Genomic DNA, 22515 nt, shown 5'->3' on the forward strand with positions numbered 1-22515 from the left:
AATCAGAACAACTGTCGACACAACAACAAAGAACCCTCTGCCTCAATCGGCAAACAGCTAGAATTTCTGCTCCTTCGTGCCTTTTTTAAAATAACGCAAAAAAACGCCTATAGCCCTAGAGCCATAAGCGTTTTATTAGACGTTTTATTTAACTGCGTCTTTAAGAGCTTTACCTGGTTTAAATGCAGGTACTTTGCTAGCTGGGATTTCGATTTCTGCACCAGTTTGTGGGTTGCGTCCTTTACGAGCCGCACGCTCACGTACTTCGAAGTTACCAAAACCGATCAATTGAACTTTTTCACCGTTAGCTAAAGCTTCTTGAATAGTTGAAAATACAGCGTCTACAGCTGCAGTTGCGTCTTTTTTAGTTAAATCAGTAGCTGAAGCAACTTTTTCGATTAATTCTGCTTTGTTTGCCATGGAATGGATTCACCTCCTCAGAAAGAGATTTTGATGTATACACATCTTAATTCAGATATTCTTGAGTGGTCCAAGAATAAATGATAAATATTGATTTGGTTCAATATTCTTTAATCAAGATATCATAAGAACATTGTAATAGCAAGGTTTTTACGCCTTTTTGAGAAGTTTTTTTGTTTTTATTTAGATTTTATTCCTTTTAATAAAATTTCTTTGTAAAAACAGCATCGATATGGTAAAATGCCTATTTTCTGCGACGTGGAATGACCCGAATTGGCGTCCCTTCAAACGTGAAAGCTTTCCTAATCTGGTTCTCTAAGAAACGTTCATAAGAAAAATGCATTAATTCCTCTTCGTTAACAAAAATAACGAAGGTTGGCGGTTTTACCGCAACTTGTGTTGCATAAAAAATCTTCAAGCGTTTGCCTTTATCAGTCGGTGTTGGATTAATCGCTACTGCATCCATGATAACATCATTCAAGATAGCCGAAGAAATTCGTAAGTTTTGATTTACACTTACCTCTTTGATCATCTCTGGTAGCTTGTTCAAGCGTTGTTTCGTTACCGCTGAAACGAAGATAATCGGTGCATAATCCAAATAACGGAACTCTTCACGTACTTCCAATTCAAAATCACGGAGAGTATTGGTTTCTTTTTCCACCAAATCCCATTTGTTAACAACAATAATCACACCACGGCCCGCCTCATGGGCATATCCCGCGACACGCTTGTCTTGTTCACGAATACCTTCATCGGCATTTAAGACCATTAATACGACATCTGAGCGGTCAATTGCACGCATCGCACGCATCACGCTATATTTCTCTGTGTTTTCATAGACTTTTCCGCGTTTTCTCATACCAGCCGTATCGATCATTAAGAATTTTTGGCCTGCTTCATCAGTAAAACGAGTATCCACAGCATCTCTAGTGGTTCCTTCAATCTCCGAAACAATCACTCGATCCTCACCTAAAATTGCATTGATCAAAGAAGATTTCCCAACATTTGGGCGTCCAATCAAACTAAATTTGATAGTGTCTTCATCTTCATCTTCTGCTTCAGTTGAAAAATGTTTAATTGCTTCATCCAAAAGATCCCCAATACCCAATCCATGACTTCCAGAAATAGGGTATGGATCGCCTAGTCCAAGCGAATAAAATTCATAAATATCATTACGCATCTCTGGATTATCGACTTTATTTACCGCTAGAATCACGGGCTTATTACTACGATATAAGATTCGGGCAACTAATTCATCTGCATCCGTAATCCCTTCACGTCCACTACCCACAAAAATAATTACATCTGCTTCTTCAATCGCAATCTCGGCTTGGTGCTTAATCTGTTCCATAAACGGCTCATCACCTAGGTCAATCCCACCAGTATCAATAATACTGAATTCGCGGCCTAACCACTCACCTTTTGCATAAATCCGGTCCCGTGTAACCCCCGGAGTATCTTCAACAATTGATATGCGCTCGCCGGCAATTCGATTAAATATCGTCGATTTACCTACATTTGGGCGCCCAACAATTGCAATAGTTGGATTTGCCATCTTTTTTTGTCCTCCTTGACAGTTCTCAATCTTACTTAGTTTAACGAATGAACCGCGAAGTTGCAAGCTTAGTTTACCGATTCTTTTCACTTATAGCCATAAAATTAAAGAAATTAGCACTATTTGAACCGCAACATTTGCCTAACACAAGGCTCATTTTTTTATGGAGCAAAAAAACTGAGCTACATACTTATGCAACTCAGTCCTCATATTTATTTAGCAGATACTCGACTGAAAATTAAGCACGCTTATTCTTCAGTATCTTCGATTTCCCCTTTTAAAGCATCGCCTAGAATATCACCCATGGTAAAGCCAGTTGATTCTTCTGGCATTTCATAGTCTTCAACTTCTTTAGGACTTGCTTCTGTTTCAGGTTTTTCTTCTAACGCTTTAATACTTAAAGCCACCCGATGTTCCGCTGGATTCACTTCAAGAACTTTCACTTTGACTGCTTCACCCTCTTGTAATACTTCATGAGGTGTTGCAATGTGTTTGTGAGAAATTTGCGAGATATGGACTAATCCTTCTACACCAGGGAAAATTTCTACGAAGGCACCAAAGCTAGTCAGACGTTTAACCACGCCATCTAGAACTTCACCGACTGGCGCTTTTTCTTCGATTTCTGACCAAGGTCCAGGCAATGTTTCTTTAATTGATAGTGATACACGTTCTTGCTCTGGGCTAATAGAAAGAACTTTTACTTTCACTTCATCACCCACGCTTAAGACATCACTCGGTTTAGCAACATGTTTATGCGCAATTTCAGAGACATGTACAAGTCCATCAATTCCACCTAAATCAATAAATGCTCCGAAATCAGTCAATCGAGCAACTTTTCCTTCAACGGTATCGCCCTCATGGATATTTTCTAAGACTTCTTTTTTCTTCACTTCTTTTTCGCCTTCAACTACGGCTTTGTGGGAAAGGATTAAACGATTTTCTGACGGTTCGATCTCAATAATTTTAAAAGCAAGAGTTTTGCCTTTATATTCTTCGAAATCAGCCACAAAATGATCTTCTACCATTGAAGCTGGAACAAACCCACGGACACCGACATCAACGACCAAACCACCTTTTACAACGTTTGTAACAGGCGCTTCAATAATTTTGCCTGATTTGAAATTCTCTTCAATTTCTTCCCAGACTTTTTTCGCATCAAGACGGCGTTTAGAAAGCAGATAGCTTCCATTTTCTTTGTCTTTACCGATTGAAGTAATGACAACTAAGTCTAAAATGTCGCCAACTTTTACTACTTCATTGATATCATCCACTGGCAAAGTAGATAATTCTTTTGCAGGAACTACCCCTTCTACGCCGGTTCCTTCGATACCAACAACCGCTTGTTTATCTTCGATCGCAAGCACTTCTCCTCTAACCACATCTCCGACATTTACTTCTTGGACGCTATTAATAGCAGCTTCCATTGATTCATTGCCATTTTCCACTTGATTTTGATCAAATTCTGTCATGACGTATGTCCTCCTAACCAACATTTGATTCTAAACTACACTACTAATCTTGATTTTAAACGATACTTGAAAAAAAATAAAGCGATTTCCATCTTTTTTTCAAAAAAACCTGATATCCGATTATAATTGGAAAAAAAAAGAAAATTCACAAGTTTTCTTGTAAATTCTCTGTATCTTTCCTATAAATAACCTTTATCTTTAATCACTTGTCGAATGGCTTCAACAACTTGTTCAATTGATAGGCCTGTCGTATCAATTCGCACCGCATCTTCTGCTTGAACAAGCGGGGATGCTTTACGTGTGGAGTCAATATGATCTCTGTGTTGAATTTCTTTTTGAAGCGTCTCAAAATCTGTAGAAATTCCTTTTTCGATATTTTCTTTGTAGCGACGTTCTGCTCGTTCCGCCACACTAGCTACTAAGAAAATCTTCACCTCAGCCTTAGGAAGTACTGCTGTTCCGATATCTCTACCGTCCATCACCACGCCTCCATTTTCAGCAATTTTCTGCTGGCGAGCGACCATTTCTTTTCTAACTTGCGCATGTGCCGCAACTTCTGAAACCGCATTGGTCACTTCAGGTTGTCGGATGGCTTCGGTTACTTCTTTGGAATCAACAAATACTAGCTGCCCATTCTCTGTCTGTTTAAATGAAATCGGGTAAGTTTTTATCAAATCAACTAAGCCTGCTTCATCTGTCAATTGGACATTATGAGTAATCGCTAAGTAAGTCAGTGAGCGGTACATCGCCCCTGTATCGGTATAAATAAATTGGAATTCTTTAGCAAGAAGCTTTGCGACGGTACTTTTCCCCGATGATGCAGGACCATCAATTGCTAGACTAATATTTTTCACTGTCGGACATCCTTTACTCATTTTTTCAAAAATTTATTCTAGGTGACTATTAGGCACCCTAACTTCAATTTTAGAGACTGGGTATCAGTCAGTTTGACTAACCTCCCAGCCTCTCATCTGCTTTATTTAATTCGAATAGAATCGCCAGGTGACAAGAAGAAATTCTCTGGGCTCATCCCATTTAATTCATAAATAGTCTCCACTGAAACCCCTGTCCGACTAGCAATTTGGTTAGGACCTTCGCCGGCTTGAACCGTCGTATACTCTTCACCCGCAGCTGTTTGATTCCCAGCATTTTGATTCGCATTTTGGTTCGTGTTTTGGTCTGCATTTTGATTTGCGTTCTGATCACCATTTTGGTCTGCGTTTTGATTCGCATCCGCATTTCCGTTAGCTGCATTGTCAGCTGCCGAAGACGAACTTGATGAGTCAGTAGTTGACGAGCTGACTGTACTACTACTTGTCGTAGAAGACTCTTTTGTTTGACTACTCATTTTTGAAGAAGTCGTTGTCGTCGCCGTCTGTGTATTAGGTGTTGTCTTGTTATCATTCACCCACCAAACATAAAAACCTGTTGGAATGGCAGCAATTAAGAAAAGAAGAATAACTAACATAGTTAAAAACATCGTGTTGCCTTTTTTCCCTCTTCTTTGCTCACTACGTGAAGTATTTTGATCATATTCAGTATCGTAAATGGATTGTTCCCACGGTTCATTTGCTGTTTTCGTTTTTTTCTTATTGTCTCTACTCACTGTAAAATTCCCTCCTAATCACTGTCGTGTGCTATTATACCACAGGACTTCAACCTGTGTCCTCAAAAATCAGTCAGTTTTTTTTTCTTTAAATAATCTTAGTAAAAGAGTCTCCCAGTCTACTTGCTTGACCCTTGTCGACAACTCGAATTCTTTCTCGTCATCCGGTCTCTTTAAATAACGGGCGCCATCTAGATCACAACAAGTCGCTGGTTTCCTTGTCAGCTTTTCTGCAAAATAATTTAGCAAGTACGCTCGACGGCAACTCGCTGTCTGAATATATCCAAGCATCTTTTGTAACTGCTCCGATCGCTGAACTTGACGCTCGTTTATGCGGGCCAGCACTTGGCTTTTATTCTCTGTTTCTTTAATCTCAGCTAACCATTTCTGTTGAATTTCTGAAAGGAATTCTTCAGAACCACCCGCATTCTGCAAATATACTTCTAGTCCTTGACGCTCTTCTCGAGTCATCTGATGGAAAAAATGATGAATCCGTTCATCCCCTTCTTGATACAATAGGATAGCCTGACTGTCTCTTTGGTCTCTTCCTGCACGGCCAATTTCTTGGACATAATTTTCTAAACTATCAGGTAAATCATAATGAATAACAAAGCGAATATCGGATTTATCGATTCCCATACCAAAAGCATTAGTTGCAATTAAGATACTCAATTTATTTTCTGAAAACTGCTGCTGTAATTGTCTACGTTGAGAAGACGTCAAGCCACCATGGTAAAAGCCAACTGAAAAGTCCGTCTTTATTTCTTGATACAGTTGTTCGACCTGTTTTCGTGTCGCACAATAAATCAGGCCACTCCCACTCATTTGAGGAAGGAGTTTTCGCAAGCTAGCTAACTTTTCTTCGGTCTGTTCGACAAATAAAGCAATATTCTCACGATTAACTGATTCGGCAACCACTTGAGGCGCCGTTTCAAATAGCACCTGACACATATCTTCTCTCACCTTTGGAGTAGCAGTAGCAGTCAAAGCTAATGTTGTAGGTTGCTTAAGTTGTCTACGGACGTCTCCCAAACGTCGATATTCCGGACGAAAATCAACGCCCCATTGAGAAACACAATGGGCCTCATCAATCACAAACAAAGCAATCTCAGCCGATTGTAAAGCAAGGATAGTCTCACTCTGAACAAGCATTTCCGGACTAAAAAAAATAAACTTGTAGCTAGAAATTCTGGCTAATACATAGTTTTTTTCTTCTCTACTTAATAAACTATTACATGCAATGGCTCGCTTTTCACCATTTTTTTGCAACTGACTAACTTGATCTTCCATCAGAGAAATCAACGGCGAGACGATGACGACTAGCCCTTCTTTTAAATAGCCCGTTAGCTGATAACAAAGACTTTTTCCGGTGCCTGTGGGTAAGATTGCTAAGGTTGATTGATTGCTTAATAGATTAGCAATAATTTGTTTTTGGCCAAAACGAAAATTTGTGTAACCAAAGTAGTGATGAAGTGCCTCTTCTAATTGCATCGCCCGCTCCTTTCTCGATGGATTTTAATCTGAACCAATCGAAAGCTTTCATACGAGAGCTCAATTTGTTTAATTAATTCGCTGTATTGCCAGGTTAATACGGGACTCTTTACGTCTCGCAGAAACACCTCAATTTCTCTCGGGATAAACCAGTCAAACGGGAAATCTTCGGCACGAATAGCCCATTCAATCAAATGATCGCTCACTGTACTTCTTTTCAGATGTCGTTGAGCCATCACTTGCTCCTTGTTTGCGCCTTGAAGAAATAGCTGCTGCGTTTTCTGAGCACTCAGGTTATGATTTTGCAGCAAACTCTCTTGAACCAACAGATACAACTTTGACTGAGGTAGCTCTTCTAGTCGCCGCAAGAACCCATGAATTGCATTGTCTTCATATAGCTGGTTATCTGGTGACTGCTGCCACTCTTCAGGCAACAGCTGATACTCGACTGCGCCAGCAACTTCTTTCCCTGAAAATTGATTAGCTAAAAAGTTTGCTTGATGTATTGGTAACTTTTGAAAAACAAATGTCAATTCTTCTTTCAGCTGAAGAGCAAGTGTTGCTTTTTCTTGTGACCTAAGCCATTTTTTTAATTGATTGGTATAATATGGGCTGTTTTCAAGCGGTCGATAACTCTTATCTTGATAGCTGAGGTACGAAACCACTTGAATCGCAAACTTTATCAAGCGCCAACTCGTCTGCCCGGTCTTTCCATATGAAAAATAATCAATCTCCGGAAACTTTACCGACTGTCGTGCCAACGCAAATTGCCCTTCATTCGTTAACTGATAGTCTCCATCACTTTCTTCAAGAAAGCCTTTTTTACAAGCATTTTGCAAAATCTGAAAAAATGCGGACTCCGTTAAAATAGGAAAAGCACCAAAATACGGAAGAACTTGATGAAAAAAACCATATACCAACACTGAAGTAGTTCTTTTACCACGCAGCAAATGATATAAAGTTGTGCCTTTCATCTTGTTTCCTTCTTTAAAGAAGGATAGAATTAATTCATTCATGCTTTACTATACTCCTTAATAAGATAGGGTTGACTATTTATGAAAAATTGCCAAATCATTCCGGAACGATGTATTGCTTGCGGGATTTGTGAGCTATTGGCTCCTGCTGTATTTGACTATGATGATGAAGGAATTGTTCGCTTTGTAGAAGAACCGAATGCAACGCATCAATTTATTCCTGAAGCCGAAGAATCAGCGGTCCTTGAAGCCTATCGAAAATGCCCCGTTCGTGCTATTCTCATAGAAAAATAAGGACTATTCCCAAAATATTTAGTTTTTATTTTTGTAATTAGAGGTTATGACATCCGTCTTCTTGACCAATGTCATAACCTCTTTTAACTATTTTAGACACATAAACGGTAGACTGCCTCAGCATAAATATCCATGGCCTTATAGATACTTTCTAATGACCACGCCTCATCTGGTTGATGGGCCATACCAGCAACATCCGGTAGAATTGCCCCGAAGGCTACACATTGATTCATCGTCCGTGCGAAGGTTGCCCCACCAGAAACAATCGGTTCTGAAACTAAGTCACCTGTGATGTCACGATAAGTACTCATTAAATTCTGTACAAGCTCACTATCTAAGGGAACATAGAGAGAATGAATAAAATCATATTCTTCATAACGAAGGTCATATTCAGCAGCTTTAGCTGTTAGTTTTTCGACTAGCTCTGCTTTCTCGACAGTGACTGGCATCCGCATATCCACACCTATTCTGGTTTCTGTCGGTGTAATCGTAAGGCTTGCAAAGTTCATCGTTAACTCACCAGATTGTTCGTCTTCTATTTTTCCTACAACCGTTTCACCGGTTGCATTTTCTTGAACCAATTTCCCTAAGAAATTTAATGGAGCAAAGTCAACAATTTCTGACAAAGCCATTGCTAAACGAGTGATGGCATTAATCCCTTTCGGTGCCTCTTTCGAGTGAGTACTCTTACCGATGACCGTAATTGCTTCGCCCGCTTCTTCAAAATCAAAATTAAGAGCCTTAAGTTGCTCTTTCACTTCAGCTAATTTATCTCCTGAATACTTCGCTACTTCCGGTACAACATTCATTGTCCCAGGTAGATTGACTGCCACTTCTTGTGAACCAGGTCCAACTAAATAGGCTTGTAATAACCCTTTTTCAGCATAAATTAATGGAAATTTTGAGTCCGGTGCAAAGCCTAATGTAATTGGCTCTTCCTTTTCATTATACTTATCTAAACAGCGCCATAAATTTTCTTCATCTGTGCCGAAGATGAAACGCACCCGTTTATTAAAGGTTACGCCCTCATCCATTAAAGATTTTACTGCATACAAAGAAGCAATCGTTGGGCCCTTATCATCCTGTACACCACGGCCAATCAAGCCTTTATCAGTTAAGACGGGCTCAAACGGATCAGAGTGCCAATTTTTCAAATCCCCTGCAGGAACAACATCCAAATGACACAAGATACCAAATAATTCTTGGCCTTCCCCTACTTCTGCATAACCGTAATACCCTTCCGGATCTTTAAAGGTTTTAAACCCTAATTCTTCAGAAATTTCTAAGACTTTATCTAACGCAGCCACCACATTCTTGCCAAAAGGATGTCCCTTACCGGCATCCGATTCATCTAAAATTGATGGGATACGGACTAATTCTTTGATTGCTTCAATTGCTGCTGCTTGGTGTTCTTTTTTGACAAATTGTTTCATTTTTATAGCCTCCAATTTTTAAACTCAGCGGCAGAAACGACTCAAATTAATTCAGTCGAAGTCTTACCTACCGATCTCGAACAATCAGACATTCGTGCTCCCTTTTATGATAGGCTTACCGAAAATATTTGTCTAGCCCTACTCTAAAAAAAGACCGATTTTTTCATAAGTCCTTGTTTTCATTTACTTATTACTTACTCTATCTAAGCTACAGATTAGATACGAGTTAGCTTTCCTACCTATAAATCCCCTATATAATCCACGTGCCAGTCTAACTGTTTCGCTATCTTGTTCTATGGATTATATGGTAAAGCAAAGAAACAAAAAAACTGACCAAAAACGTGCTTGTTTTCAGTCAGAATTATTATTTTTTATTTAATTATAGTAGATGGTCGATTGAATTGATGCTGTTTCTTGACTAACCAAGGAAGTAACTTGGCATGCAAGACAAGGAAAACCGCACTCACAATAGCTCCTTTAATTAGATTGAATGGTACAATCCCGATTAACACGTAATTTATTAACGGCATTCCGAGAAATTGATTCGCATTCACTCCAAAGAAATACAAATATAAGGGCGTAATCACAAAATAATTAGCCACACTCATGAAGACTGTCAAGGCTAGGATACCACTCACGGTTCCCACGGCTTTATTTTTAAATTTGTGGCTACCTTTGTTAAAGAAATAATACATCGGTAAAGTAAATATTGTTGAAGCAAAGAAACTTGCTACGTCGCCCACCATATTCGATGGACTGAATCCTGTCGTTATTAAATGCAACACAGAGCGAATGAAAGCAGTCGCTATCCCCGCCATTGGGCCGAATAAAAACATACTAATCATAATCGGAATATCGCTAAAGTCGATTTTTAGAAAACCGAAAGCTGGCATTATTGGAAATGCGATATACTGTAAGACCAAACCTATTGCTGCAAACATTGACACGGCGACCATTTTTTGTACCTGATTGTTCTTCATTTGAAATCCTCCTGGTTAAGGACACATCTTCAACGAACCCTTTAAATCCATATTTTTATGCGTAACAAACAAAAAAACTCTATTTTTTCGCAGGGAAAAATAGAGTTAGAGTTATTTGAGTCAGCAAAAAAACATCAATTCAAATAAGCCCTATCTTCTTTATCCAGACTGTACTGTCGGTATCAGAATTTCACTGACTCAGCCACCTCAATGAGATGGGTCGTGGACTATAACCACCGGTCGGGAATTTCACCCTGCCCCTGAAGACGAACCTTTTATTTAATTTTTGTTACAAGTCAAGTATACACGGTCGATAGAAAAAAACAAGCTTTTTGTTTCAGACCAATCTAACTTTTTGATACTCTTGCTATTTTAAGACTTCCAAACAGTTTAGGGGACTTTTTTAAAGTCCCCTTCCTATTAGTTATTAGTTGCGTCTCTCGTTTGACTTATTAGTCGCTAAATTCAATAAACTGCTGACTTCTTTCTTATTTAACTCACGATAATCACCAGGTCGTAAGCCTTTTAATGTCAATTCCCCGTAGCGTTCACGCTTTAGTTTTTGAACAGGTAAACCGACTGCTTGAAGCATATTTTTCACTTGGTGATTTCTGCCTTCGTGGATTATCAGTTCGACAATACTCGTGCCTGTTCGTGGATCTACAGAAATAACCTCTGCTTTAGCAGGCGCTGTTTTCCGTCCTTCAATTCGAATGCCTCGTGTCAATGGATGCAACATTTGTTTCGTTGCTAGACCTTTAACTTTCGCCACATAGACTTTATCAATTTCATGACTTGGGTGGGTTAGTTTTTGCGAAAACTCGCCATCATTGGTCAATAATAATAAACCTGAGGTATCATAATCCAAGCGACCCACTGGATAAATTCGCTCATTGACACTTGGTAAGAAGTCAGTCACAACTTTTCTTTCCTTATCATCAGAAACCGCCGAAATTACTCCTTTGGGTTTATATAACAGATAGTAGCCATATTCTTCTTGATAAATCGGCACATCATCCACTTCAATTTTGTCACCCTTATTAACTTTAATTCCTAATTCTTTTACGATTTTGCCGTTCACTCGTACTCGCCCAGCAACGATATATTCTTCTGCTTTTCGGCGCGATGTAACTCCTGCGTGTGCGATGACTTTTTGTAGTCTTTCCATTTATTCTTGCTCCTCTGTGGTTGTGTCTAATTCTTTTCCTTTATAACGATCGAAAAATAAATCGGTTGACTCCTCTTCGTCTTCCATCTCCATCGATTGAATATCTGGTAGTTCATCTAATGATTTCAAGGCAAAATAATCCATAAAATAATCAGTTGTACCATATAAAATTGCCCGTCCAGGACCATCTACTCGACCTTTGTCTTCAATCAATTGGCGAGCCACTAACTTTTGAACAGAGCCGGATGACTGAACCCCACGAATCTCCTCAATTTCAATTCGCGTGATGGGCTGTTTGTAGGCAATAATTGATAATGTTTCTAAGGCTGCTTGCGATAATTTATTTGAGATAGGTGACTGAGCATATTTCTTGAGCAACTTGGCAAATTTCTTTTTCGTAGTTAAGACAAAATGATTGCCTACTTCTAAGATATTTAAGGCCGAATTTTCGTCCTCTTCGTACCTTTTATCCAATTCGCCGACCCATTCATATACTTGAGGCGTCTCTGCTCCTAAAAGATAGCTCAACTCATCTAAGCCGATGCCTTCTTCTCCCACAACAAATAAAATCGCTTCTAACTCACTCAGTTTCGTCATCTGTTTGTTCTCCTACTGTTCCGTAGAGCATGATTGGCAGATAATTCGCCTCTTGCTCCACCTTAATTCGCCCGGTTTTCATCAATTCTAACAACGCCATAAAAGTTGTCACAATTTCTGAACGGGAATTTTTTGAGAAAAAGGAATCAAATGTACAGCCTTTATTTCTCGGTAAACTAGCCAATTGTTTTTCAATCATTTGAATCTTCTCTTCAATCGTCACATCCTCTGAAGCCACTGTTGTTTCAACCGTTTTATTTTTTTTGCGTTTTTCTAGCATACTATGAAACGCTAAAAATAAATCAATCGTATTAATCTGGTTCAAAGGTAATCGAGGATCATGATCCTTATATTGATCGACATCCATCGGCTCCTTAGTAAAATACAAGCTTCGTTCATCTGCTTTTTCAGAGAGCACCTCTGCTGCGTATTTAAACTTACGATACTCTAATAATTGCGCAACTAAGGCATCTCGTGGGTCTTCCCCTTCTTCTAGTTCTTCCTCAATTTCCAATTCTTGCTTTGGCAAAAGCATCTGACTCTTAATCGCCATTAGCGTAGCAGCCATAACTAAATACTCCCCAGCCATCTCTAATTCCAGTGTTTTCATTGTATGAATATAGGTCATATATTGTTCGGTTACAGCAGAAATTGGAATATCATAAATATCGATTTCCAGTTTTTTTATTAAGTGAAGCAACAAATCAAGTGGCCCTTCAAAAACATCTAGCTTTACATTAATCTCTTGCACATGACTCCTACTTTCTTTACAAAATACCTAGCCAGCCTACGCCCGCGGAAAATGCTGTTTGTACACATCTGTCATCCGTTTTTTGGTAATATGCGTATAAATCTGCGTTGTTGAAATATCGGCATGTCCCAGTAACTCTTGCACCGTGCGTAAGTCCGCCCCATTCTCTAGAAGATGCGTAGCAAAACTGTGACGCAACGTATGAGGAGTGACGTCTTTATTAATTCCAGCCTCACGCACAATCGCCTTTAAATTTTTCCAAATTCCTTGTCTCGACAAGCCGGTTCCGTGATTGTTAACAAACAAGTGAGTTTCATTCGGTTTCTTTTTCGTCAATGTCGGACGAACTTCTTCCAAATAACGTTCAATCCAATGAATGGCATAATCGCCTAAAGGAATAATTCGCTCCTTATCCCCTTTACCAATCGTCTGCAATAAGCCAATCGATAAATGGAGATTGCCCAACTTCAAACCAATCAGCTCACTCACGCGCAAACCGGTGGCATACATAACCTCCAAGATTGCACGGTCTCTAATCCCCAAAAGCTTACTCGTATCCGGCGTTTCTATTAAACGTTCAACTTCTTTCAAACTTAAGGTACTAGGTAACTTTTGTGCTTTTTTAGGAGAATCAATATGTTGCATTGGATCATGCTCTGTATATCTTTCCTGCCGTAAAAACTGATGAAAACGTCGCAAGCTTGACACCATCCGTGTCACCGTTGCAGAAGACTTTCCAGCCATTTGCAAGGCCTGCAAAAAATTCACCACTAAAAATCGATCGACTTCTTGCCAAGAAGCAATCTTATTTTCTTCAAGGAAAGCTAGATACTGAGTTAGGTCACGCTCATAACTCATGCGTGTATTTAACGATAGACCTCGCTCAATATTCAAATAATGAAGATACTCGATAATTTGCTCTTTCACAAAAATCACCCAACTTTCGCATTATTTATCATAACAAATAACCAGTGGGAAGGATAGAAAAAAATAGGATTTCCCTTATAAACTCACTATCAGCTCACTAATTATGAACAATCGTCCCCTCAATTCTCAAGAAACTCGAAAAAACAGTTCCTCACTCCTAGCTGACAAAGAGCCAAAAAAAGAGAGAACACGCTACAGCGGCTCCCAAATTTTTGGCTCTCAACCGGATGACACAATTCCCTACCTATTTAAAAAATAGTAGATTTGATGATAAACATGCTACATTGATTTTTAATCAATAGGCAACGTCCATCCAGCAAGTTACTTAGTCATTTATTTAATGGTTTCCAAATCTAGCCATTTTGCATCTCTGTGGAATGACTTGACTCTTCTGTCGCGTCTTTTTTCTTCAATTGACACGCCCGACAAATACCGTGGAATGTCAGACGGTGATCCTTTATCGCAAATTGGTATCTTTGTTCGACAATCTGCTCCACAGAGCCCAACAAATCTTCTTCAATCTCTTCGATATTTCCACATTCCAAGCATAACAAATGATGATGGAAATGTTTTGCACCTTCTTTGCGCAAATCATATCGAGCAAGCCCATCGTTAAAGCTGACTTTATCAACAATTTTCAAATCAGTCAAAATTTCTAAAGTCCGGTAAACCGTTGCTAGACCAATCTCAGGACTCTTTTTTTTGACTAAAAAATAAATTTCTTCAGCAGATAAATGATCTTTCTCATTTTCTAACAATACTAGCACGGTGGCTTCTCTTTGTGGCGTCAGTTTAAATCCTGATTCATGAAGCTGTTCTTTAGTTTTTTTCAATGCGGCAATAGGATTCATGTGACTTCTTTCCCCTTATTTATAATTATTATAATTAAAAAACTTAATCGCGACCTATAAATTAAAATAATTATAGGTTACAATTAAGTTTTTAGCAAGCGATTCTCAATTAGAATCTTTATCTATCTCTGAGGTTAAGATTGTATAGCCATCTTTTTGTTGAATTCTGCGTTGTTTCAGCAAACTTCCCATCGCCCGTTTGAATTGTCCTTTACTAATCCCAAACGTTTGAAGAATTTCCTCTGGTGTTGATTTATCTGTATAAGGAATCTTATTCTCAGGTGCCCGTTCTAAAAAGGTTAGAATCATCGCAGCATCATCACTGATTGCTTCATAGGCCCGCGGTTTCAAAGAAAGATTCAGTACGCCATCCGGTCGAACACCAATCACTCGTCCAGTAATCTTCTCTCCTAAACGAGGCTCTTGATATCGCTCAGAAGGATGGATAAAGCCAATATAAAAATCATCTGTCAGTACATAAGAACCGACAATTTTTAAGCGATACACTGTGCCGCTAATGTTTTGATTCTTCAATTCCTCCGTGCCGCGATTACTCAATGCTTGGAAGATTTTTTCATCAGCCAAAGATCCCCAAATGCGATCCTTAGCATCAACTGTTAAAGAAATCATCAGTTGATCCCCATTTTTAGGCCATAACTCACGCATCGATGGCAGTTCATCTAAAGAAATAGCGACATCTTTATCTGGTAAGCCAATATCCACAAACGCCCCTAAATCTCGACGTGTGCCTGTCACTGTACCAAACGCATAGTGTCCGATGCGACTTTTAGGAATCTCAGAAGTCATACTCAGCTCTTGCTTTTGATTCACATACCCAAAACCTTCGACAGCCTCTCCTAAATTATGTTCCCCTTCAGATTTCGCTAATCGAAACGTCAGTCCATTTTTTTGGACAAAGTAATGTGTTTCATTTTCATCTGTAATCATTCCACTAAATACTGTTGCTAATAATGTATTCATTTTTTTCTCCTCTACTTAAAAAAACAAGCGCAGTAAAGCCATTGTGACAATCCCAACAATCACTGTTTTCATCAAATCTTTGGTGCGTATAGCTACTAAAAAAGTCGGGACACACGCTACTAACGATAATAAATCAATTGCCGGTAATTTACCAGCCCGAACTTCTAAAATACTCTGAAATAACAACGCCGTCAAGATACAAATTGGAATATAAGACAAAAAATCCATCAACCATTTAGGAAAATCAATTTTTTTTGACAAGATAAACGGAACAATTCTAGGAATCCATGTGACAACTGCTGATCCCGCGATAATCAAAAATAAATAACTAGTTGTCATGATTCGTCACCACCCCTACTAAACAGCCAAGTAACGTCGCAATCAATACGGAAATTTCGGGAGAAAGAAGCGCCATCATCAGATACAGAGAGACACAAACACTAGCCAATACGATGATTGTCTGGCGTGTTCGTTTTCTCATAGGTAAGTCGACTTGTAAGACGAACAATCCTATAAACATCCCAATCAGAGCAAAATCTAAGCCAAAACTTTCAGGACTAGGAATGTATTCTCCCAGTAATCCGCCTAGTACTGTTGCGATAATCCATGTAGAATAGGCCATTATATTTAATCCATTCATCCACGGCACTGTAACCTTTGATTTTTTTGTTAATTCAGTCGCCAGAACGCCATAAGACTCATCAGTCAATAACGTACCAATCCCGATACTTTCTAATAAATTAGCTTGTTTAAAATGGGGTGCTACAGACATACTCATCAAGAAATGCCGCAAATTCACTAAAAAAGCCGTAAAAACGATACTCGCTACCGGCGCTTGAATAGCAATCATTCCACAAATAATAAATTGAGCACTTCCCGCATAGATAAAAACCGACATCATCAGAATTGCAAAAATTGACAACCCAACACTTTTCCCTACCACACCAGCCGCTATACCAATCCCTAAATAGCCTAAGACTGTTGGTAAACAGGCCTCAACTCCTGCTCGAAATGTCGTTGCAGATTTCATTTGTTTTTCCATAGACTTCCCCCACATCCTTTTAAAACAGATATCCTACTAAAATAATCAGCCAGACATTCGCCACATTTCCCCTTGTTTACCTAGCAAGCCGTCCCTTTACACCGAAGCTTTAGCAAAATTAAAAAACACCCATTTTTATGTATTTCTTCTATAATAACGAAGTTGAAAGTACAACGCAACGTCAAACAGAGACTTTTTTCTAAATTTTCTGATTATTTACCGTAGCATCTATTACCCATGTAAAAAAACGAGTAGGCTAATCGCACCCACTCGTTTGAGAAATATGAATTAGAATTTTTTCCACACCTGACCTGCTATAAGCTACTAGCTCCTTTTCAAGCGTTCATTCACTAGCCATTCTCTCGCCTTATTGCGTTTGATCGCTACCATTTCCACCAAACCAACCCGTTTTACAATTGATGGTCATTAAATAAACAGGAAAAGAATAATCAGAACTCAATAAATTGGATGGCTTAGTCGCGTACAAATTATAAAATCCTTCGCCCGCTTCAATTCGAGCTGGCTCTAAATAATAACCACCTTCGACAATATAACCACGAGAAAAAGCAATCGATAGCACATGGTCTTTCACCCCATCAGCCCAAGACCAAGCTGCATTGTTGACGTCAGCAATATCACTTTGTCTTGAAGATAAAATTGGTAGTCCTTGGTTATTTTTTTGGAAGACAGGGTGTCTCATTCCTTGACTATCATAGGTCCACTCCACATTAGGAACAGCCGCTGAGCCGCCAGAATTTTGGGCAGATACATTCGTTTCAGCGGACGTTGTCTTGTTCGCCGTTTCTGCTTGTTTTGCCGCCTCCGCTTGTTTATTCGCTTCAGCTTTTTGCGTGGCTTCCTTGGCTTTGTTAGCCTCTGTATCAATCTGTTTTTTTACTGCTTGCAAGCCGATTGTTAACTCTTTTGCTAGCTCTTTATTTTTGACATTTTCTACTGCTTTTTTCGCAGCATCATAATTTTCTTTGTTTGCTTTGTCAGTCACTTTTCCATTCACATAAATCACGTCAACCAACTCTTTTGCAGTTTGCAATTCATCAAATTGGCTCTGAGCCGTAGCAATCGCTTCGTTCATCAATTTAGCAAAGCCACTTGTTTCTGTAGAAGCCTCTAGCCCAATTTGCTTATCTTCCTTCAAAAGTGGTTCTTTGATTAATGTATCATCAGAAATCACCGCACCTGTAAAGAGCGCATTGACTTTATTTATCATGGCAACTTTATCAGAAACATCTTTGAACTCTTCAGCAACTTTTTCATAGCCCTTTTGATCTTTGAGCGCTGATAATTGCGAAGATAATTTAGTTAAATCTGCAGATACTTTTTCAGTACGAATAAATTCATGGGTATCATCCGTATAAAATTCATCTAAATTTTGTTGAATTGCTTCAAGTTCAGTCGCTTTTTTCTTCGTTTCTTCAACTTGTTGGGCTTCAGCAGCCTTCTTATTCTGACTATATACAGTCCAAGCACTTGCGCCTAAAATAAGCACCGCTACCGCAGTAATCCCACGAGCAATGTTTCTTTTCTTATGAGAAGTAGTCTTTTGTTCTGGTTCTGTTGATTCAGAAGTAGCAGCCTTTTCCAGCGGTTCAGCCTCTAACAATTCAACTTCATCCAAAATCACTTCGTTCGTATCAGGTGCTTTCGGTGCTTCGCCAAAAATAGGTGTTGGCGTGACTGACTCAGTTAATTTATCTTCATCACTCTTTTCTTCGTTTGCTGCACCTTTTTTCACATCAGCTGTTTCTACCGCGTTCTCGTCTAGCGAATTTTTTTCTAGCTCTTTTGAAGTGACTTCAGCACTTACAGCATCGGAAGATACTTCGGATAACTTTTCATCCGCTGCTTCTTCACTTTCCTGCTCCACAGACATATCCTCGGTTGATTGTGTCTGTGCCTGCTCTGTCAAATGTCCCTGATCTACTACTTCTTTTTGATCCACTTGATTTTTTTGTTCTGGTTGATCTACTTGGACAGTTTGATTTGCTTGTTTATCTTGATTACTGGCGTTTTCTGGTAATTCAGGGGAGTCAGATTCTTCCTCCCTGGCCTTTTCTATGGAATCATTGGCAGTTGCCTCAGCCTCAGAAGAACCATTGACCTCTTCTCCACGATGCTCACGAATATAGGCCGCTAAAAGAGAATTTTCTGTATCTTCTTCATCCAGTTCTACCGATTCTTTCAATTCTTCTGGCTCTTCTGATTCATCTGTCGCTTCTGAATCTTTTAGGCTCTCCGGCTCATCTGGTTGTTCTAATTCTTCAGATAACGTTGTTTGTTCGGTTTCTTTTTGGCCAATGTCAGGCTCTGATTGTGAACTAGACTCTAGTTCTTCCGACTTATTTTCGACGATATCTTCTGATTTATCTGTTTCTTCGTTTGTCGACTCATTCGTTTCATTCGCTTCTGAATCTGGCGTTTCAGTAAACATTTCCATCATAGATTCCAATGGTACATCGCCATAATCTGACCATTTAATATCATCATTTTTATCTTCAGTTAGTTCATCGATTGATTGTTTTTTCAAATCAAAGCCGCATTTTGGACAACTATCTAAATCGTCTTTATATTTAAATCCGCAATTTGGACACTTTTTTCCCACTAGTCGTTCGGCTCCTTAGTTTATTTTTTTACGCTCATGCTTTAATCTATCATATAAATCTGTAACAGAAAAGCCCCTCTGCTTTACGATTTTATTAAGAATTTTTAAAAGCAAGTAATATTCGTAGAATTTATATCGATTTACGACGAAAAAAATAGTTAGAACAATCAATTATGATTGCTCTAACTACTTAATTTTGGTGACTTTCTATAGAAGAATGAATTAACTTATCTCCTCATCCTATAGACGTCTCTCTTATTCTAAAAAGTCTTTTAATTGTTTTGAACGTGATGGATGGCGTAATTTACGTAAAGCTTTCGCTTCAATCTGACGGATGCGCTCTCTCGTTACGCCGAATACTTTTCCGACTTCTTCTAGCGTACGTGTCCGACCATCGTCTAAACCAAAACGTAAACGAAGTACGTTTTCTTCACGGTCAGTTAAGGTATCTAGGACATCCTCAAGCTGTTCTTTTAATAATTCATAAGCTGCATGTTCAGCTGGGCTAGTTGCTTCTTGGTCTTCAATGAAGTCTCCAAGATGCGAATCATCTTCTTCACCAATTGGTGTTTCTAATGAAACTGGCTCTTGAGCTATCTTCAAGATTTCACGAACTTTTTCAGTCGGTAAATCCATCTCTGCACCAATTTCTTCAGGTGTCGGTTCGCGTCCTAAATCTTGTAGTAATTGACGTTGAATACGAATTAATTTGTTAATCGTCTCAACCATATGAACTGGAATACGAATGGTTCTCGCTTGATCGGCAATCGCACGGGTAATTGCTTGACGAATCCACCATGTCGCATAAGTTGAGAATTTGAACCCTTTGCGATAATCGAATTTTTCAACAGCTTTCATCAAGCCCATGTTCCCTTCTTGAATTAAATCAAGAAATTGCATTCCACGGCCCACATAACGCTTAGCAATACTAACTACTAAACGAAGATTGGCTTCTGCCAAACGTTGTTTTGCTTCCTGATCGCCTTCTTCAATTTTTAATGCTAAAGCAACTTCTTCTTCAGCAGTTAATAAAGAGACACGACCAATTTCTTTTAAATACATACGAACGGGGTCATTGATTTTCACACCAGTTGGTGCTGAAAGATCTTCTTGTTCCGCTTCTTTGGCTTTTTTTTCATTACTTTTTAGACTATGAACAGATGGTTCCCCATTTTCATCGACAACACTAATCCCAGCGTCTTCAACTTTTTGGATTAATTTGTCCATCTCATCTGCATCCAAAGTAAATGGCGTTGCTAATTTATTCGACAATTCGTCATAAACGACTTGTCCTTTTGCTTTGTTTTCTTTGATGAATGACGCAACCGCTTCATTATACGCTTTTTTCTCTGTTTCTTTTGCCATAAAGAAGGCCCCCTCTAGTTAGCTATTAGGCTTTTTTAACTGTTTCGTTAAATTTATTATTTCAATTGCTAGTTCCAACTCTAGTTGTTGATTTCCGTTTCGACTGGCTTCTTGCTGCAATAATTTTTTTTGTTTTATTTCATCAGCTAAGCTAGCTTTCCCGATAACCGCCAATAGGTCTTGTATTTCCCGTTCGGAACTCGTATCCCCAACAGAAAAATAAGCAATTTCAATGACTGTTTTTCGTAATGCTTCTTTCTTTAGAAAGTCTAAAAATTCTGGAAGTGTAAAGGTTCCTCGTTCTTCCAAGAATGCTCCCAATAAAAAGTAAATTTCTTGGTACTGATCATGCACAAATTGAAAGGATAATTCATTCAATTGATTCCGTATTCCTTGTTCGTTAAATACCCGAAACAATAAATTACGCTCGGCTTTCTCAACCAAAGATAGTGGCGCTTTCGTAACAGGAGTCGGTGCAACCGGCGCAATCTGCGGCGCAAAATTTTCTTGCCGTCTGGCTGCTCTTCTCTGTTGTCGAGATTCTTGCTTTAACGACCGCAATTGTTCTTGGAGACTTTCGCGGCCAATTTGAAATTCTGTTGAAAGCTGGGTAAGGTACTTATCTTGCTCAATCGGTGAGGCAACTGCCACAAGTTCTTGAAGTAACTCCTCAATATAATCAAGTTGTTCTTTCTCATTTTGTAAGTTGCGATTCAATCGATGGTAACGCATTTTAAAAGTAAAAACTGTTTCTCTTCCATGAAGAGCAAGTTCCTTAAATGCAGCTTCACCATATTTCCGCAGATACTCATCTGGGTCACGGCCTTCTGGCACGCTCACCACTGACAAATTCAAACGACTATTATCATTCAATAATTCAATCGCTCGATTCGTTGCTTCAATCCCCGCACTATCGCCATCGTAACAAATAACCAATTCTTTGGTCACTCGTTCAATCATGGACAACTGCTGACTGGTCAAACTGGTCCCCATCGAGGCAATCCCATTATGAATTCCGGCTTGCCAAGCCGCTATAACATCCATAAATCCTTCAAATAAGAACACTTCGCCTTCTTTTCGAATCATGCTGCGTGCCTTATCGAAATTAAAGAGTACCAACCGTTTATTAAATAATTCAGTCTCTGGACTATTTAGATATTTTGGTTGATCCGTTCCTGGGAATTTTTCAGTCTTTAACAAACGTCCGGAAAATCCGATTGTTTTGCCTTGCGGGTTTCGAATAGGAAACATAATCCGTTGGTAGAATCGATCAACGAAGGTTCCATCATCTCGATGCACGAACAAACCACTTTCTTTCATCAGTTCGACATCATATGACTCGTTTTCGAATACTTGAACCAAAAACTTGCGTTCATTTGGTGCAAAGCCAATCTGAAACTCTTCAATCAACTCCATAGTCAAACCACGTTCGAGTAGGTAATCTAATGCTTCTACCCCAGCTTTTGTACGCACCAATAGATGATGAAAAAGCTCATTTGCTTTTTCATGCAATTCAATCAACTGTCTCTGTTTTGAGTTTCCTTGTTCTTCTCGATTAGAAGCTACCCAATTTCCTTGTAGAGGAATTTGTTCCAATTCAGCAACCTTTTCGACTGCCTCAGGGAAGGAAACTCCTTCAAGTTCTTGAACAAAGTTAAAAACATTCCCGCCTTTTCCACAGCCGAAGCAATGGAAAATTTGTTTGTCTTCTGCAACTGAAAATGAAGGAGATTTCTCTTCATGAAAAGGACATAAACCTAAATAGTTTTTACCAGATTTTTTCAGCTGTACGTATTGACCAACAATCTCGACTATATCTGTTTTCCCTCGGATTTCATCAATGACTTCTTGAGGGATTCTTTGAGCCATTTGACTCACCTCCCGTTTATACTTTTTCTGTATAAACAACAGTCGGTAAAAAATCGCACTAATAAGCATCAGCGCGATTTCTAAAGGACACAATTATACATATTTCATTCTACCATATCTTT

At 39.0% G+C, this 22515-nt stretch carries 21 protein-coding genes and 1 riboswitch; of the genes, 1 reads left to right on the plus strand and 20 read right to left on the minus strand.

What is annotated here, in order from left to right:
* Positions 1-144: 144 nt before the first annotated feature.
* The 7 genes from BAU15_RS04855 to BAU15_RS04885 all read right to left on the minus strand — a co-directional run bounded on the left by BAU15_RS04855 (position 145) and on the right by BAU15_RS04885 (position 7557).
* Positions 145-420, minus strand: coding sequence for an HU family DNA-binding protein (locus BAU15_RS04855; protein WP_010768713.1), 276 nt, complete (start codon positions 418-420; stop codon positions 145-147).
* A gap of 244 nt (positions 421-664) precedes the next feature.
* On the minus strand, positions 665-1975 hold the full coding sequence (der, locus tag BAU15_RS04860) for a ribosome biogenesis GTPase Der (protein WP_161841630.1): 1311 nt from the start codon (positions 1973-1975) through the stop codon (positions 665-667).
* A gap of 248 nt (positions 1976-2223) precedes the next feature.
* Positions 2224-3444, minus strand: a complete 1221-nt coding sequence (gene rpsA, locus BAU15_RS04865; RefSeq protein ID WP_161841631.1) for a 30S ribosomal protein S1 — start codon at positions 3442-3444, stop codon at positions 2224-2226.
* 179 nt (positions 3445-3623) lie between these two features.
* Positions 3624-4298 carry a (d)CMP kinase gene (cmk, locus tag BAU15_RS04870; RefSeq protein ID WP_161841632.1) on the minus strand — a complete coding sequence of 225 codons (675 nt, stop codon included), beginning with the start codon at positions 4296-4298 and terminating at the stop codon, positions 3624-3626.
* Positions 4299-4420: 122 nt separating this feature from the next.
* Complete coding sequence (locus BAU15_RS04875; RefSeq protein WP_161841633.1) at positions 4421-5050, minus strand: SAG1386/EF1546 family surface-associated protein; 630 nt, start codon at positions 5048-5050, stop codon at positions 4421-4423.
* A 69-nt stretch (positions 5051-5119) separates the two neighbouring features.
* The gene (locus BAU15_RS04880; RefSeq protein ID WP_161841634.1) at positions 5120-6541 is read right to left on the minus strand and encodes a RecQ family ATP-dependent DNA helicase; all 1422 of its coding nucleotides are present in this window, start codon (positions 6539-6541) and stop codon (positions 5120-5122) included.
* Entirely contained in the window at positions 6532-7557 is a 1026-nt protein-coding gene (locus BAU15_RS04885) for a helix-turn-helix domain-containing protein (protein ID WP_161841635.1), read from the minus strand. Before BAU15_RS04885 ends, BAU15_RS04880 begins: the two co-directional genes overlap by 10 nt.
* A 39-nt stretch (positions 7558-7596) precedes the next feature.
* Here BAU15_RS04885 and BAU15_RS04890 point away from each other — a divergent pair, with 39 nt between their 5' ends.
* A complete protein-coding gene (locus BAU15_RS04890; RefSeq protein WP_161841636.1) occupies positions 7597-7809 on the plus strand; it encodes a ferredoxin in 213 nt (70 codons plus the stop codon).
* 92 nt (positions 7810-7901) lie between these two features.
* Here BAU15_RS04890 and BAU15_RS04895 read toward each other — a convergent pair whose 3' ends face one another.
* The 13 genes from BAU15_RS04895 to dnaG form a co-directional block, all read right to left on the minus strand.
* Positions 7902-9242, minus strand: coding sequence for a M20 family metallopeptidase (locus BAU15_RS04895; protein WP_161841637.1), 1341 nt, complete (start codon positions 9240-9242; stop codon positions 7902-7904).
* Positions 9243-9613: 371 nt separating this feature from the next.
* Positions 9614-10222, minus strand: a complete 609-nt coding sequence (locus BAU15_RS04900; protein WP_161841638.1) for an ECF transporter S component — start codon at positions 10220-10222, stop codon at positions 9614-9616.
* A 148-nt stretch (positions 10223-10370) separates the two neighbouring features.
* Positions 10371-10494: riboswitch (FMN riboswitch) on the minus strand.
* 155 nt (positions 10495-10649) lie between these two features.
* The gene (locus BAU15_RS04905) at positions 10650-11390 is read right to left on the minus strand and encodes a pseudouridine synthase (protein ID WP_161841639.1); all 741 of its coding nucleotides are present in this window, start codon (positions 11388-11390) and stop codon (positions 10650-10652) included.
* The gene (gene scpB, locus BAU15_RS04910; protein ID WP_161841640.1) at positions 11391-11987 is read right to left on the minus strand and encodes an SMC-Scp complex subunit ScpB; all 597 of its coding nucleotides are present in this window, start codon (positions 11985-11987) and stop codon (positions 11391-11393) included.
* Positions 11971-12738 (minus strand): segregation/condensation protein A, encoded by a 768-nt coding sequence (locus BAU15_RS04915; RefSeq protein ID WP_161841641.1) that lies wholly within the window; start codon positions 12736-12738, stop codon positions 11971-11973. Before BAU15_RS04915 ends, scpB begins: the two co-directional genes overlap by 17 nt.
* A 36-nt stretch (positions 12739-12774) precedes the next feature.
* On the minus strand, positions 12775-13665 hold the full coding sequence (gene xerD, locus BAU15_RS04920; protein ID WP_161841642.1) for a site-specific tyrosine recombinase XerD: 891 nt from the start codon (positions 13663-13665) through the stop codon (positions 12775-12777).
* A 353-nt stretch (positions 13666-14018) separates the two neighbouring features.
* Complete coding sequence (gene fur, locus BAU15_RS04925) at positions 14019-14516, minus strand: ferric iron uptake transcriptional regulator (RefSeq protein WP_161841643.1); 498 nt, start codon at positions 14514-14516, stop codon at positions 14019-14021.
* A 105-nt stretch (positions 14517-14621) separates the two neighbouring features.
* Positions 14622-15497, minus strand: a complete 876-nt coding sequence (locus tag BAU15_RS04930; protein WP_161841644.1) for a CvfB family protein — start codon at positions 15495-15497, stop codon at positions 14622-14624.
* Between the two features lie 15 nt (positions 15498-15512).
* Positions 15513-15836 (minus strand): AzlD domain-containing protein, encoded by a 324-nt coding sequence (locus tag BAU15_RS04935; protein ID WP_161841645.1) that lies wholly within the window; start codon positions 15834-15836, stop codon positions 15513-15515.
* The gene (locus BAU15_RS04940) at positions 15826-16539 is read right to left on the minus strand and encodes an AzlC family ABC transporter permease (RefSeq protein WP_161841646.1); all 714 of its coding nucleotides are present in this window, start codon (positions 16537-16539) and stop codon (positions 15826-15828) included. Before BAU15_RS04940 ends, BAU15_RS04935 begins: the two co-directional genes overlap by 11 nt.
* Before the next feature lie 367 nt (positions 16540-16906).
* The gene (locus BAU15_RS04945) at positions 16907-19159 is read right to left on the minus strand and encodes a cell division site-positioning protein MapZ family protein (protein WP_161841647.1); all 2253 of its coding nucleotides are present in this window, start codon (positions 19157-19159) and stop codon (positions 16907-16909) included.
* Between the two features lie 255 nt (positions 19160-19414).
* Positions 19415-20524 carry an RNA polymerase sigma factor RpoD gene (gene rpoD, locus BAU15_RS04950; RefSeq protein WP_161841648.1) on the minus strand — a complete coding sequence of 370 codons (1110 nt, stop codon included), beginning with the start codon at positions 20522-20524 and terminating at the stop codon, positions 19415-19417.
* Positions 20525-20542: 18 nt separating this feature from the next.
* Entirely contained in the window at positions 20543-22393 is a 1851-nt protein-coding gene (dnaG, locus tag BAU15_RS04955; RefSeq protein ID WP_161841649.1) for a DNA primase, read from the minus strand.
* Between the last annotated feature and the right edge of the window lie 122 nt (positions 22394-22515).

It is taken from the genome of Candidatus Enterococcus huntleyi (genome assembly GCF_009933175.1).
GTDB lineage: Bacteria > Bacillota > Bacilli > Lactobacillales > Enterococcaceae > Enterococcus_K > Enterococcus_K huntleyi.